Genomic DNA, 13,590 nt, shown 5'->3' on the forward strand with positions numbered 1-13,590 from the left:
TGTGGCGCTTTATGCCGTCATCGCGATTGTCGGGGTGCTGCTCGGCGTCCTGGTCAGTGTCACGAAGATCGGCCGGAGCGCGGGGACCACAATCGTGGTAGCGGCGCTGTGCGGCGGCGTTGCGGCAATCATCATCGGGCTGCTCATGGGTGGCCCACCATAAGACCGGGTTGAACCGGCAGCCTTTGGGAGCGATATAACGGGCACGCTCCGCCCAGTCAGGACCAAAATTGGTTACGCTCATTGATAATTCGGCGCTGAAACCGCGCCACCCCGAAAAGGCCAACCGGCCCGACAGCATCGTGCTGCGCAAGCCGGACTGGATCCGGGTGAAAGCGCCAGGTTCCCCGGTCTACAAGGAAACCCAGCAGATCGTGCGCGAGAACAATCTCGTCACCGTTTGCGAGGAAGCAGGCTGCCCCAATATCGGGGAGTGCTGGAGCAAAAAGCACGCGACCATGATGATCATGGGCGAAATCTGCACGCGCGCCTGCGCCTTCTGCAATGTCCGCACCGGCCTGCCGGGCCCGCTCGACGTCAACGAGCCCGAGAATGTCGCCAAGGCGGTCGAAAAGCTCGGCCTCGAGCACGTCGTCATCACCTCGGTTGATCGCGACGACCTGGCCGATGGTGGGGCACAGCACTTTGCCGATGTGATCCTGGCTATCCGCGCGCGCAATCCCCGCACCACGATCGAAATCCTGACGCCCGATTTCCTGCGCAAGGAAGGGGCCCTTGAAATCGTCGTGGCCGCCAAGCCCGACGTGTTCAACCACAACCTGGAAACCGTGCCGTCCAAATATCTCAAGGTCCGGCCCGGTGCGCGTTACTTCCACTCCATCCGCCTGTTGCAGAAGGTCAAGGAACTCGACCCCACCATGTTCACAAAGTCCGGCATCATGGTTGGGCTCGGTGAAGAGCGGAACGAAGTGCTCCAGTTGATGGATGACCTGCGTTCGGCCGATGTGGATTTTCTGACCATCGGGCAGTATCTGCAGCCCACCAAGAAGCACTATCCGCTACAGCGCTTTGTCACCCCCGACGAATTCAAATCCTACGCGACCGTCGCGACGGCCAAGGGTTTTGCGCTGGTCTCGTCCAGCCCCTTGACCCGGTCGTCCCACCACGCTGGCGAAGATTTCGCCAAGCTCAAGGCAGCCCGGATGGCAAAGCTCGGCCACTGATGAAACGCTTTTTCGAACGGCATGTGCCGCATTTGCCCCGCCGCATGTACGACATCGTCGCCGATCTGTCGGACTATCCGCGCTTCATTCCCAATTGCAAGGCGATGGAGGTCCGCAAGGACCCCGCCGCCGGCGATGCCGATATCCGTCTGGCCAAGATGACGCTGTTCTTTGGGCCGATCAGCCAGGCCTATACCAGCCGGGTGACTGCCGACCCCGAGGCGCTGACCATCCGCGCCAAGGCCGTCGACGGGCCCTTTGCCTATCTCGACAGTGTCTGGACCTTCGAGCAGGAAGGCATGGGGACGCGGGTGCGGTTCGAGATCGACTTCAAGATTTCCAATCCGCTGATCGCGGCCGTTGCCGAGCCCGCTTTCGCCGCCAAGCAGGACGAAATCATCCGCGCCTTCGCCGAGGAGGCCGACCGGCGCTATGGCGACTAGGGAAACCTAGTCGTCGTCGCTGTTGAGCACCTGCAGGATCAGCTCGAATGCGGCCTCGACTGTTGCGCGCCGTACGGCATCGCGGCCGAGGTCACCGAAGCGATGCTCGATGACCACTGTGGCCAGCTCCGACGATACGGCTACGTAGACCAGTCCCACCGGCTTTTTCTCCGTGCCGCCGTCCGGTCCGGCAATGCCGGTTACCGCGACCGCGTAGTCCGCTCGCGCGGTATTGCGTGCGCCATCGGCCATGGCGCGCGCCACCTGATTGGACACCGCGCCATAATCGTGGATGAGCCGGGCAGGGACCTGGATCATTCGGGATTTGGCCGCATTGGCATAGGTCACATAGCCGCCATAGACCGCTGCGGAGGCTCCCGGAATGTCGGTCAGCGCGGCGGCAATCATCCCGCCGGTGCAGCTTTCTGCGGTCACGATGGTTTTGCCGGCTTGCGTGAGGAGGTCGATGACCTCCTTGCCGGGGTCACGCACTGCCTTGGCTGCCATCAGTCAACCCTCGGCACTTCGACGCTCGCACTCGCCATGGCCACGATACCTTCCTCCCGCCCGGTAAAGCCGAGCTTTTCACTCGTTGTCGCCTTGATTGCGATCCTGTTGGTCGCAATTCCCAGTGTTTCGGCGATTACCGCCTGCATCGCCGGCACGTGTTGAGCGATCCTGGGTCCTTCGCAAACAATTGTCACGTCCAGATTGACGATGCGGCCACCTGCCTTGGTCACGAGATCGCCAGCGTGTTTGAGGAAGACGCTGGAGGCCGCGCCTTTCCATTGCATATCCGATGGCGGGAAATGGACGCCGATATCACCTTCGCCAATCGCGCCCAGGATGGCGTCGGTCAGTGCATGCAGGGCCACGTCGGCGTCGGAGTGACCCTTGAGCTTGGCCTTATAGGGAATGCGAACCCCACCGAGCCATACCGCGTCACCCGGCTCGAAGGGGTGGACGTCAAAGCCGGTGCCAACGCGGGTTTCCATGGGTAAGTCTCCCAAAACGATCCGCTCGGCCCGCTCGAAATCTTGCGGATGCGTAATCTTTATATTGTCGGGGCCGCCCATAACCATGGCGACCTTGAGGCCCGCCCACTCGGCGATCTCAGCATCGTCGGTGAACTGGCGGCGGATGGTCGAGGCGCGCATATGCGCCGAGAAAATCTGTCCGAAGCGGAAGCCCTGCGGGGTTTGCGCGGCATAAAGCTGGCCACGGTCTTCGGTGGCGACAACCATGCGGCCATCGAGCGAACGCTTTATGGTGTCGGTGACGCCCAGGGCGGGCAGGGCGCCCTCATAGAGGTCCAGCACCGCGATGACGTCGCCAATCAGGTCGAGCGTGGCGAAGGGACGCGCCGCGTCCTGAATCAGCACAAGGTCGGGCCGCAGCGGCGCCAGGGCCTTGAGCCCTTCGAGCACCGAGGCCTGCCGTGTGCCTCCACCGATGACAGGGGGTAGCACCCGGCCGTCTTCCACGCCCAGCGCCGCGTAGCGTTCGCTATGCGTTGCGTGGATAACGGGGATAATCCGCTCGATCGCCGGGTGATCAAGAAACGCCTCTATCGTCCGCTTCAACACCGGCACGCCCGCCACATTGCGGTACTGCTTGGGATCGGGCGCTCCACCGGCGCTCGCACGTTCCCCCATGCCCGCGGCGACAATGATAACGGCGATGGATTTTTGACGCATATCGGAACAGACACTCAACCCTGAAAACCGTCACATGAATCTGGTCTAGCGACCGCCGTGTCATGCGGCAAGTGCAGGGCTGCCGCACACCTCGCGCCGGTACTTAGGGTGTTGCGCTCACGGCTCTTTTGACTATTGTGCGGGCAGAATTGCAAAAGTGACCATTTCTGGGGCAGTCATTGACTGAAATTGCCTGCGAGTTGAGCATTGGAAGCCATCAGCTTCGCCGTCCTGCTTTTCTCGCTCCCATGGCCGGAATCACCGATCGTCCATTCCGAACCCTCGCCGAGCGGTTCGGCGCGGGCATGGTCGTGTCGGAAATGATCGCAAGCGGCGCTCTGGGCGTCGGCAAGGAAGATATGGTGCGCAAGCTGGGCCGCCCAGGCTCGCTGCCCCACATGGTGCAACTGGCGGGTTGCGAGGCCGAATGGATGGCGCGTGGCGCCAAGATAGCCCAGGACGCGGGCGCCGATATTATCGACATCAATTTCGGCTGCCCGGCCAAGCGCGTGACCAATGGCTATGCCGGTTCCGCATTGATGCGCGTGCCGGACCACGCCATGACGCTGATCGACGCTGTTGTCGCGGCCACCCCGCTGCCGGTTACGGTGAAGATGCGCCTGGGTTGGGACGATGACAGCCTCAACGCGCCCGAGATTGCGCGGCGCGCAGTGGATGCTGGCGCGCGGATGATCACCGTGCATGGCCGTACGCGACAACAATTCTACAAGGGCAGCGCCCGCTGGGAGCTGGTGCGGGCGGTCGTGGAGGCCGTGGATGTGCCGGTCGTGGTCAATGGCGATATTGTCGACCTGACGACTGCGCGCGAAGCGCTGAAGCAATCGGGCGCGGCAGCCGTTATGCTTGGACGCGGGGCCCAGGGCCGGCCATGGGCGGTCGGCCAGATCGGCGCCCAACTGGCAGGGCAGGAGGCGCAACCCGCGCCTGAAGGGGATGCGCTCGCGGCCTTGGTGGCCGAGCATTATGAGGCAATCCTGCTCGAATATGGCACTGCCGTTGGCTTACGTGCGGCGCGCAAGCATCTCGATTGGTATCTCGAAGCGGCTGATATCACGCTCGACAAGCCCACCCGCAATACTTTTCTCAACAATGAAGCGCCGTCTCACGTGCTCGAGATGATCGGCGAGATTTTTTCGGGCGAATGGAAGGCGGCGGCATGAGCGCGTCTACTACGGCGAACAAGGCGGCCAGCGTGCCTTCGACTGCGGTCTTGCAGGCCCTGCCGCAGCCGATCATCGTCTGCAATGAAGAGCGCCGGATCGTCTTCGTCAATTATGCCGCAGAGGCGTTTTTCGGCGCTTCGCTAAGCGTTCTGACCCGCCAGCGGCTGGACGATCTCATCGCCTTTGGCTCCCCCATCATCAGCCTTGTCGAAACCGTCGCCCTGCGCCGGGCGCCGATGACCGAATACCGGGTGCGCGTGGGCTCGTCCCGATTTGGTGACGAACGCATTGCCGACGTCTTCGCCAGCCCGCTCTCGGATAGCGACGGACGCGTTGCCCTGCTGATCCAGGAGCGCACCATGGCCGACAAGATCGACCGGCAGATGGTGTCGCGCGGTGCGGCACGTTCGGTGACGGGCCTAGCCTCCATGCTGGCCCATGAAATCAAGAATCCGCTCTCGGGTATTCGCGGTGCGGCGCAATTGCTGGAGCAGAGCGTCACGAGCGACGAAGTTCCGCTGGCCCGCCTGATCCGCGAGGAAACTGACCGCATTGTCGGCCTCATCGACCGGGTCGAAGTGTTTGGCGACGAACGCCCGATGGAGCGTGAGCCGATCAATATTCACGTCATTCTGGATCGGGTGAAACTGCTGGCCCGCAATGGCGTCGCGCGGGGCATTGCCTTTTCGGAAGAATATGATCCGTCGCTGCCACCGGTTTTCGGCAATCGCGATCAGCTCATCCAGGTTTTCCTCAATCTGGTCAAAAACGCCTCGGAAGCCCTTGAGCGGACGCAGAAACCGGAAATCCGGATCACCACCGCCTTCCGTCCCGGCATCCGCATTAGCGTCACCGGCGTTTCCGAACGCATTTCGCTACCGCTCGAAATCGTCATCGAGGACAATGGTCCAGGTGTGCCGCCCGATATCCTGCCTTTTCTGTTCGATCCTTTCGTCACCACCAAGCTCAATGGTTCGGGCCTGGGCCTGGCACTGGTGGCAAAGATCGTGGGCGATCATGGCGGGGTGATCGATTGCGATAGCCGTCCCGGCCGCACGCGCTTCCGCATTCTCCTTCCCGTCGCAAGCGGCGCCTTTAATGCACCCACCGAAGAGGTCTCGGCAAAATGAGTCATGTTGTTCTGCTGGCCGATGATGATGCAGCTATCCGCATGGTTCTCAACCAGGCGCTGACCCGCGCGGGCTACGAAGTTCGCCCCACCGGCAATATCTCGACCATGTGGAACTGGATCAGCCGCGGCGAGGGCGACATCCTCATCACCGATGTCGCCATGCCCGATGGTAACGCCTTCGAGGTCATGCCCAAGATCAAGAAGCTGCGGCCCGATCTGCCCATGATCGTCATGAGCGCGCAGAATACGTTCATGACCGCCATCCGGGCGTCGGAGGTCGGTGCCTACGAATATCTGCCCAAGCCGTTCGACATTACCGAAGTGCTTTCGGTGGTGGCGCGGGCCCTGGCCGATGCGAAAAAGCCCACCTCATCCGAGCGCAAGGCCGAAGAGCCGGGCGAGACCATGCCGCTGGTCGGCCGCTCGACCGCCATGCAGGACATCTATCGCGCCCTGGCGCGGCTGATGCAGACCGACCTCACGGTGATGATCACCGGTGAGAGCGGTACCGGCAAGGAATTGGTGGCGCGCGCCCTGCACGACTTCGGCAAGCGCCGCAATGGGCCCTTCGTTGCCATCAACATGGCCGCCATTCCGCGCGACCTCATCGAGGCGGAGCTGTTCGGGCATGAGAAGGGGGCCTTTACCGGCGCCAATACAAGATCGTCCGGCCGCTTCGAGCAAGCCGAAGGCGGAACGCTCTTCCTCGACGAAATCGGCGACATGCCGATGGATGCCCAGACCCGCCTGCTGCGCGTGCTGCAGGAGGGCGAATACACGATGGTTGGCGGGCGCAGCTCGATCAAGACCAATGTCCGCATCGTCGCTGCCACGCATCGTGACCTCAGCCAGATGATTCGGCAGGGCCTGTTCCGCGAAGACCTCTATTACCGCCTCAATGTCGTGCCGATCCGCCTGCCGCCGCTGCGCGAGCGCATTGACGATATCGCCGACCTCACGACCCATTTCCTCAATGCCGCCCAGCGCGAAGGCGAGCCGCTGAAATCCATCGCGCCCGAAGCGATCCGGCTGATGCAGAATTATTCCTGGCCGGGCAATATCCGCGAACTGGAAAACCTGGTCCGCCGCCTATCGGCTCTTTACGCCGATGAAAGCATCTCGGCCGAGATCGTTCAGAATGAGCTGAACATTGCCGAACGCCCACAGGCCACCGGCATGGCCGGCCCGATTGACGTGTCCATGGCGGTGGAAACCCATGTCGGGCAGCTGCTGCGGGAATATGAGCCCAATCTGCCGCCGCCCGGCCTCTATCAGCGCGTTATCGACCGGGTCGAAGCCCCGCTTATTGCCATGGCACTCAATGCCTGTGGCGGCAATCAGATCAAAGCTGCCGATCTGCTCGGTCTCAATCGCAATACGCTGCGCAAGAAAATCCGCACCCACAGCATCGAGATCGTCAAGCATAGCCGCCGCAATTGATGCCGCTCGGCTACCGGACAATTGAGGCGCCTTGATCACACTGTCACATTTTGGCAACAATTATCTTGAAGGGTCGCGCGAATTGGGTCAGGCTCTGCCTTCCTGTGGCAGAGATGGAGTGCCAAGCGGCATTTTATGACGGAAACGGCGACGATAGATAGCCAGCCTGCGCCGACACGGCGGAGCGACGCAGCGCACCCTTCTCGTGTGCCGTTTTTTGCTGCCCATACCAATAGACCCTTGCGTGTCCTTGGTTTTGTCGTGGTTTCGGCCTCGGTGCTGATGTCTTCGATTTCGTTCCTGATCCTGTCGGGGGCGACCAATATCGAGCCCTCCGCCACGGTATGGACCGTTATCTGGATCGTCACCGGTATCCTTGTCCTGCTGATGATCGCCCTGGTTGTCACCGAAGCGGTCCTGCTGATTCAGGCCCGCTCGCAGCGCCAGCCCGGTTCCAGCATGCAGGTCCGCATGGTCACGATGTTTGCCATCGTGGCCGCCATTCCCGCCGCCATTGTGGCCGTGGTTGCGACCTTCTCGCTCAACCAGGGGCTCGATCAGTGGTTCTCCGAACGCACCCGGGCCATGGTGGAAAGCTCGCGCCTTGTAGCGCGCTCCTACATGCTCGAGCATGCCCAGGTATTGCGCGACGACATCATCTGGGTCGCTACCGAGCTTGAGCAGGCGCGCGGTACGTTCGAAGAGGACAGGGCCCGCTTCGAGCGCATCCTGACGGCCTTGGCGGTAACGCGCTCACTGCCCTTCACCTCGCTCATTCATGGCGATGGCGATACACTTATGCGCGCCCAGATCAACGTCCAGGGTGCCTATCCCAGGCTGCCTGAAGGCATTACGCAGGGCGTTGTCGAGGGGGTGCCGAGCGCCATCGCGCCGGGTAGCACCAATCTCGTCGGGTCCATCGTCAAGCTTCGTGGCTATGACGACACGTTCCTCTTCGTCGCGCGGCCGGTCGATGCCGAAGTGCTCGAATATATGCGCCTGACGGATGAGAATATTACCGAATACCGGCAGTATGCATCCAACCGCCTGGTCTTCCAGATCACCTTCACCATCATGTATGTCGGCTTGGCCGTGGTGTTGCTGCTGGCGGCGCTCTGGATCGGTATCGCGTTGGCGAACCGCTTCGTGGACCCAATTCGAAACTTGATGATTGCCTCCAGCCGCGTCAGCCGCGGCGACCTCGACGTACAGGTTCCGGTGCAGGAGGGTAGGGGCGATCTACGCGATTTATCCAATGGGTTCAATCAGATGACCCTGCAGCTTAAATCCCAGCGTGAGGATTTGCTGACCGCCAGCGAGATGAACGAAAAGCGCCGCCAGTTTACCGAAGCAGTGGTGGAAGGCGTGTCGGCCGGTATTATCGGCCTCGACCCCTTTGGCGCCGTCACACTGGTCAATGCACGTGCCTGCGAAATGTTGGGCCGCGATGAAATCGGGCTTATGGGTGAGCGGATTGAAGTTGCCATGCCCCAATTGGCGCCGATCCTCGAGCGCGCCCGCTCGGCCCGCCGCGGCCAGGTTCGCGATCAGATTCAACTCGGCAACGAGACGGATCGGCGTACCTACCAGGTGCAGCTGACCCGTGAGGGATCTATCGCCGAATCCAAGGGGTATGTGCTGACCTTCGATGACATCACCGATCTCGAATCGGCGCAGCGGACCAGCGCCTGGGCCGACGTCGCCCGGCGCATTGCCCATGAAATCAAGAACCCGCTGACCCCCATCCAGCTTTCGGCCGAGCGCCTGCGCCGCCGTTATGGCTCCAAGCTCGAGGACGATCGCGATGTCTTCGACAAATGCATCAACACCATCGTCCGTCAGGTGGGCGATATCGGGCGCATGGTCGATGAGTTTTCCGCCTTCGCCCGCATGCCTGAAGCGGCCCCGGAAACGGCGGATCTCTCCGATACCATCCGGCAGGCCGTGTTTCTCGAAAGCGTCCGGCTGCCGGAAATGGTCATCCACACCGATCTGCCGGACGAGCCCATTTATGCCTGGTTCGACAGCCGGCTGATCTCGCAAAGCCTGACTAACCTGATCAAAAACGCTGTAGAAGCCTTTGAAAATGTGAGCGTTTCTTCCGATTGGATACCCACTATCACGGTGCAGGGCCAGATCGAAGGCAATCACGCGCGGATCAACGTGTCCGACAATGGCAAGGGCTGGCCCAGCGAAAACCGCCAGCGGCTGCTGGAGCCTTATATGACCACGCGGGAGAAGGGCACGGGCCTAGGTCTCGCCATCGTCGCCAAAATTATCGAACAACACGGCGGCATCGTGGAACTGGTCGATGCCGAACCCGATTCAACTGGACGGGTCGGCGCCTGCGTTACCTTTACGCTGCCCCTGCAATCGCCAACGAAGACTTCCGAGAAGGGCAGTGCCGATGCGGCGCCAACCGCCCTCTCGCAACAGGAGGAGCCGCTCATCTCAGCAGCGGTTCACAAATAATGGCACTCGACATTCTGATCATCGACGACGAAGACGATATCCGCGACCTGATCGCCGGCATCCTGGAGGACGAGGGGTTCGAGACCCGTCAGGCCCACGATGCCGATAGCGGGCTCAACGAAATCGCCCGCCGCCGGCCAAGCCTGGTCTTCCTCGACATCTGGATGCAGGGGTCGCGCCTGGACGGGCTGCAATTGCTCGATGTGTTCCAGAGCCAGCATCCTGATATGCCGGTGGTGATGATCTCGGGGCATGGCAATGTCGAAACCGCTGTTTCGGCCATTCGCCGCGGCGCCTATGACTATATCGAAAAGCCATTCAAGATCGACCGGCTGCTGCACATCACCCAGCGCGCCATGGAAGCCACGCGCCTGCGCAATGAGGTGGCCGAGCTCAAGGAGCGTTCCGCGACCAAGAGCGCGGATATGGTGGGCACCTCGCCGGCGCTGCAGCAAGTGCGCGGCATTATCGACAAATCCGCGCCCACCAATTCGCGTATCTTCGTCTCCGGCCCATCAGGGGCCGGCAAGGGTCTTGTCGCGCGGCTGATCCATCAGCGCAGCCCGCGCGCCAATGCGCCCTTTGTCGAGATCAATGCGTCGCTCTATGCGCCTGAAGAAGTGCCGGTGGTGCTGTTCGGCCGCGAGGCGCGCGAAAAGACCGGCATCCTCAAGGTGGAAGTCGGCGCGCTGGAAAAGGCGCATGGCGGCACGCTTTATCTCTCCGAGGTAACGACGCTGCCCGCCCAGACCCAGGCGGCGCTGTTGCGCACCCTGGTCGAGAACCGCTTCAATCGCGTGGGCGGCACGCAGGCTGTGCCCATCGATGTGCGGATCATTTCGTCCAGCTCACAGAACGTTGCGGCCCAGATCGAAGGCGGCGAGTTCCGCTCCGACCTGTTCCATCGCCTGTCCATCGTGCCCCTGCCGCTGACGCCGCTCAAGGAGCGGCGCGAGGACGTGCCGCCACTGGTCAATGTCTTCATCGAGCAGGTTTGCCGCATGCACAATCTGCAGCGCATGACTGTGGGGGATGACGCGATCGCCGTGCTGCAGGCGCAGGAATGGCCCGGCAATGCGCGGCAATTGCGCAATTCCATCGAACGTCTGCTGATTCTGATGAAGGACCAGCAGCCGGACGATGGCGTGATTACCGCCGCCATGCTGCCATCAGACATTGGCGAGGTCCTGCCGACAGTGGGCGATACCGACGCTTCGGCCCATCTGATGAGCCTGCCGCTGCGCGACGCGCGCGAAGTGTTCGAGCGGCAATACCTCCTGGCGCAGATCGAGCGTTTCGGCGGTAATATCTCCAAAACCGCTGAGTTTGTCGGCATGGAACGCAGCGCCCTGCATCGCAAAATCAAGTCGCTGGGGCTCTGAAAATTCGCCGGAGCCATGCACGGGGCGCGGGTAGGCAGCCCTGGGCTTCTGTGCCATAGTGTTTAACGTGTAGTGAATACACTTTTGCGATGGGGGCAGGGCATCGGCCTTCGCACCCAGTCTGGACCAGCCAGCGCAACTATAACAGCGACAACAAATGCCGCGAAAAGAGACCTAAATGGCTAGTGAAAAACAACAAAATCTCCAGGACTCTTTCCTCAACCATGTCCGCAAGCAGAAAGTTCCGGTCACGATTTTTCTCGTGAACGGTGTCAAGCTGCAGGGTGTCATCACCTGGTTCGACAATTTCTGCCTGTTGCTGCGCCGTGACGCCCAGTCCCAACTGGTCTATAAGCATGCCATCTCGACGATCATGCCGGGCGCGCCGATCCAGCTGTTCGATCCAGAACAGAACCACGACGACTAACGAGCTTATATGAGCGATTTTTACGACGACGAGGCCGTCCAAAAGGGCGGCCCGCAGGCGTTTATCGATCGGCGGACCCAGCCGACCAGGGCCGGATTGATTTGCCCCGATGTTCGCGGCAGTTTTTCCCAGCACAGCATCGAAGCGCGCAAGGCCGAGTTCGAGGGCCTGGCCGGAGCTATCCGGCTGGACATCATTTTCTCCGAAATCGTCAAGGTCCGCGAAATCAAGCCCGCAACCTTTATCGGCGGTGGACATGTCGAAACGCTGGCCGGACGGGTCAAGGAAGAGGGGATTGACCTGTTGCTGGTCGATGCCGCGCTCAATCCGATCCAGCAGCGCAATCTGGAAAAGGAAACCGGCGCCAAGGTGCTGGACCGGACCGGCCTCATTCTCGAAATTTTTGGTGAGCGCGCGGCAACCCGTGAAGGTGTGCTGCAGGTCGAGCTTGCCCACCTCAATTACCAGAAGAGCCGCCTGGTGCGCTCCTGGACCCACCTTGAGCGCCAGCGCGGCAGCGGCGGCATGGGCTTTATGGGTGGCCCCGGCGAAACCCAGATCGAAAGCGACCGGCGCCAGCTCACCGATCGCATCGTGCTGCTGGAAGAACGCCTGGAAAAGGTCAAGAAGACCCGCGCCCAGCAACGCCGGCAGCGTGACGATACGCCATTCCCGATCGTCGCCCTGGTCGGCTATACCAATGCCGGGAAATCGAGCCTGTTCAATACCTTGACCGGGGCAGGGGTCTTCGCCGAGGACCTGCTCTTCGCCACCCTGGACACCACGGTCCGCAGGCTGGAACTGCCGCATGGGCGCGAGGTCATCCTGAGCGACACGGTGGGTTTCGTAGCCGATCTGCCGACCGATCTGGTCGCCGCTTTCCGCGCGACCCTGGAAGAAGTGGTCGATGCCGATGTGATCCTGCATGCCCGCGATGTCGCCAATCCCGACCACCTGGCGCAAGCGCTCGATGTGCTCAAGGTGTTGGAGGATCTCGGCGTGTCGGCGGAAACGACGCCGATCATCGAGGTCTGGAACAAGATCGACCTGCTGGAAGGCGCGGATAGTTCGCCCGAAGAGACCCTTGCTGCGATCAGCCCGGCCGGGCGCGTTGCGGCCGTGGTTCCGGTTTCGGCCAAGACAGGGCAGGGGCTGGAAGCCCTCAAGCTGGCCATCGAGGCCGCCCTGACGGATAAGAGCCGCACCTATCACGTGCATGTGCCGCATAGCGCGGGCAGCGATATCGGCTGGCTGCATTCGCATACCGAAATCATTTCGCGGGACGAAGCGACCGAGAAAGGTTCAGGCTTCGTCGTCAGGGTGGAGCCCCGCCACAAGGCAGCGTTCCTGGAGCGCTTCAACGGCCGGATCGAGGCTTCCGACGCTTAGCCGGAAGCCTTGTCGGCCTTGCGGATTTCGTTCCAATACCCATCCAGCCGGTCGAGCCCGGCAGCGCCCGGCTCGATGCCGTCCTCCCGGCACCTGGCCTCGACATAGTGGAAGCGCCGGGTGAATTTGAGATTGGCGTCGCGCAAGGCGGCCTCGGCATCGACGCCGGCATGCCGGGCCAGGTTGACCACGGCAAACAGCAGGTCGCCGATTTCCTCATGCGTCGCGGCGTGGTTTCCTGCCGCCACGGCATCGTCGACCTCGGCTAGTTCCTCCGCGGCCTTGGCTCGCACGGCTGCATAATCGGGCCAGTCGAACCCGACCTTGGCGGCACGCTTGGTGAGCTTTTCCGCTCGCGCCAGGGCCGGCAGGGGCGTGGGCACGTCATCAAGCACCGAAGGCGTGGTCTCCCCCTTCCGTTCCGCCTTGGCCGCGCGCTCCTGAGCCTTGATCGCCTCCCAACGGCCCTTGGCGGCGTTGGAATCATTGGCGTCCACATGGCCGAAAACATGCGGATGCCGGCGGATCAGTTTTTCGGTGATGCCGTAGATCACGTCGCCAATGTCAAACTGCCCGGCCTCGCTGGCCATTTGCGCATGATAGACGGGTTGCAGCAGCAGATCGCCCAGCTCTTCCCGCAGGTCGGAAAAGTCCTGCCTCTCGATGGCGTCGGCAACCTCGTAGGCTTCCTCGATCGTATAGTGGCGGATGGTGGAGAAATCCTGCTCGAGGTCCCATGGGCAACCGCCGACCGGATTGCGCAACGCGGCCATGATCTCGATGAGGCGGGAAATGTCGCGGGAGGGTTGCATGGCGGGGCTCGAAGCGGGGAATCGGACC

General features: G+C 61.9%; 12 protein-coding genes and 1 pseudogene. 10 read left to right on the forward strand and 3 right to left on the reverse strand.

What is annotated here, in order from left to right; all coding sequences use genetic code 11:
* Position 1: 1 nt before the first annotated feature.
* The 3 genes and pseudogenes from QQL79_RS07630 (at position 2) to QQL79_RS07640 (ending at position 1,627) form a co-directional block, all read left to right on the forward strand.
* Positions 2 to 163: a hypothetical protein gene (locus QQL79_RS07630; RefSeq protein ID WP_284389507.1), complete on the forward strand. Its 162-nt coding sequence runs from the start codon at positions 2 to 4 to the stop codon at positions 161 to 163.
* Between the two features lie 61 nt (positions 164 to 224).
* Positions 225 to 1,184, forward strand: a pseudogene (lipA, locus tag QQL79_RS07635) (lipoyl synthase); the annotation flags it as partial.
* Positions 1,184 to 1,627 carry a type II toxin-antitoxin system RatA family toxin gene (locus QQL79_RS07640; protein WP_284389509.1) on the forward strand — a complete coding sequence of 148 codons (444 nt, stop codon included), beginning with the start codon at positions 1,184 to 1,186 and terminating at the stop codon, positions 1,625 to 1,627. The pseudogene lipA and the gene QQL79_RS07640, both read left to right, overlap by 1 nt.
* A gap of 6 nt (positions 1,628 to 1,633) precedes the next feature.
* On the opposite strand, the gene QQL79_RS07645 is transcribed toward QQL79_RS07640, so the two are convergent.
* The gene (locus QQL79_RS07645; RefSeq protein WP_284389510.1) at positions 1,634 to 2,134 is read right to left on the reverse strand and encodes a CinA family protein; all 501 of its coding nucleotides are present in this window, start codon (positions 2,132 to 2,134) and stop codon (positions 1,634 to 1,636) included.
* Entirely contained in the window at positions 2,134 to 3,324 is a 1,191-nt protein-coding gene (locus QQL79_RS07650; RefSeq protein WP_284389512.1) for a bifunctional 2-C-methyl-D-erythritol 4-phosphate cytidylyltransferase/2-C-methyl-D-erythritol 2,4-cyclodiphosphate synthase, read from the reverse strand. Before QQL79_RS07650 ends, QQL79_RS07645 begins: the two co-directional genes overlap by 1 nt.
* Before the next feature lie 200 nt (positions 3,325 to 3,524).
* On the opposite strand from QQL79_RS07650, the gene dusB reads away from it, so the two are divergent.
* The 7 genes from dusB (at position 3,525) to hflX (ending at position 12,750) form a co-directional block, all read left to right on the forward strand.
* On the forward strand, positions 3,525 to 4,505 hold the full coding sequence (dusB, locus tag QQL79_RS07655) for a tRNA dihydrouridine synthase DusB (RefSeq protein ID WP_348523186.1): 981 nt from the start codon (positions 3,525 to 3,527) through the stop codon (positions 4,503 to 4,505).
* The gene (locus tag QQL79_RS07660; RefSeq protein ID WP_284389518.1) at positions 4,502 to 5,638 is read left to right on the forward strand and encodes a two-component system sensor histidine kinase NtrB; all 1,137 of its coding nucleotides are present in this window, start codon (positions 4,502 to 4,504) and stop codon (positions 5,636 to 5,638) included. The genes dusB and QQL79_RS07660 overlap by 4 nt, the downstream gene beginning before the upstream one ends.
* Positions 5,635 to 7,080, forward strand: a complete 1,446-nt coding sequence (ntrC, locus tag QQL79_RS07665) for a nitrogen regulation protein NR(I) (protein WP_284389520.1) — start codon at positions 5,635 to 5,637, stop codon at positions 7,078 to 7,080. The genes QQL79_RS07660 and ntrC overlap by 4 nt, the downstream gene beginning before the upstream one ends.
* A gap of 135 nt (positions 7,081 to 7,215) precedes the next feature.
* Positions 7,216 to 9,552 (forward strand): sensor histidine kinase NtrY-like, encoded by a 2,337-nt coding sequence (locus tag QQL79_RS07670; RefSeq protein ID WP_284389521.1) that lies wholly within the window; start codon positions 7,216 to 7,218, stop codon positions 9,550 to 9,552.
* A complete protein-coding gene (gene ntrX / locus QQL79_RS07675; protein WP_284389523.1) occupies positions 9,552 to 10,934 on the forward strand; it encodes a nitrogen assimilation response regulator NtrX in 1,383 nt (460 codons plus the stop codon). The genes QQL79_RS07670 and ntrX overlap by 1 nt, the downstream gene beginning before the upstream one ends.
* 178 nt (positions 10,935 to 11,112) lie before the next feature.
* Positions 11,113 to 11,361: an RNA chaperone Hfq gene (gene hfq, locus QQL79_RS07680; protein ID WP_035096785.1), complete on the forward strand. Its 249-nt coding sequence runs from the start codon at positions 11,113 to 11,115 to the stop codon at positions 11,359 to 11,361.
* Between the two features lie 9 nt (positions 11,362 to 11,370).
* Positions 11,371 to 12,750 (forward strand): GTPase HflX, encoded by a 1,380-nt coding sequence (hflX, locus tag QQL79_RS07685; protein WP_284389526.1) that lies wholly within the window; start codon positions 11,371 to 11,373, stop codon positions 12,748 to 12,750.
* Here the strand turns inward: hflX and mazG are convergent.
* Positions 12,747 to 13,562: a nucleoside triphosphate pyrophosphohydrolase gene (gene mazG, locus QQL79_RS07690; protein ID WP_284389528.1), complete on the reverse strand. Its 816-nt coding sequence runs from the start codon at positions 13,560 to 13,562 to the stop codon at positions 12,747 to 12,749. The two genes, hflX and mazG, sit on opposite strands and share 4 nt — an antisense overlap.
* Positions 13,563 to 13,590 lie beyond the last annotated feature (28 nt).

Source organism: Devosia yakushimensis, assembly GCF_030159855.1.
Classification (GTDB): Bacteria; Pseudomonadota; Alphaproteobacteria; order Rhizobiales; family Devosiaceae; genus Devosia; species Devosia yakushimensis.

What these genes read in the sequence shown, in the direction of transcription:
- QQL79_RS07640 (WP_284389509.1), top strand. Translation starts at nt 1,184, where the DNA reads ATGAAACGCTTTTTCGAACGGCATGTGCCGCATTTGCCCCGCCGCATG.
- QQL79_RS07645 (WP_284389510.1), bottom strand. Translation starts at nt 2,134, where the DNA reads ATGGCAGCCAAGGCAGTGCGTGACCCCGGCAAGGAGGTCATCGACCTC.
- QQL79_RS07650 (WP_284389512.1), bottom strand. Translation starts at nt 3,324, where the DNA reads ATGCGTCAAAAATCCATCGCCGTTATCATTGTCGCCGCGGGCATGGGG.
- QQL79_RS07660 (WP_284389518.1), top strand. Translation starts at nt 4,502, where the DNA reads ATGAGCGCGTCTACTACGGCGAACAAGGCGGCCAGCGTGCCTTCGACT.
- ntrC (WP_284389520.1), top strand. Translation starts at nt 5,635, where the DNA reads ATGAGTCATGTTGTTCTGCTGGCCGATGATGATGCAGCTATCCGCATG.
- QQL79_RS07670 (WP_284389521.1), top strand. Translation starts at nt 7,216, where the DNA reads ATGACGGAAACGGCGACGATAGATAGCCAGCCTGCGCCGACACGGCGG.
- ntrX (WP_284389523.1), top strand. Translation starts at nt 9,552, where the DNA reads ATGGCACTCGACATTCTGATCATCGACGACGAAGACGATATCCGCGAC.
- hfq (WP_035096785.1), top strand. Translation starts at nt 11,113, where the DNA reads ATGGCTAGTGAAAAACAACAAAATCTCCAGGACTCTTTCCTCAACCAT.
- hflX (WP_284389526.1), top strand. Translation starts at nt 11,371, where the DNA reads ATGAGCGATTTTTACGACGACGAGGCCGTCCAAAAGGGCGGCCCGCAG.
- mazG (WP_284389528.1), bottom strand. Translation starts at nt 13,562, where the DNA reads ATGCAACCCTCCCGCGACATTTCCCGCCTCATCGAGATCATGGCCGCG.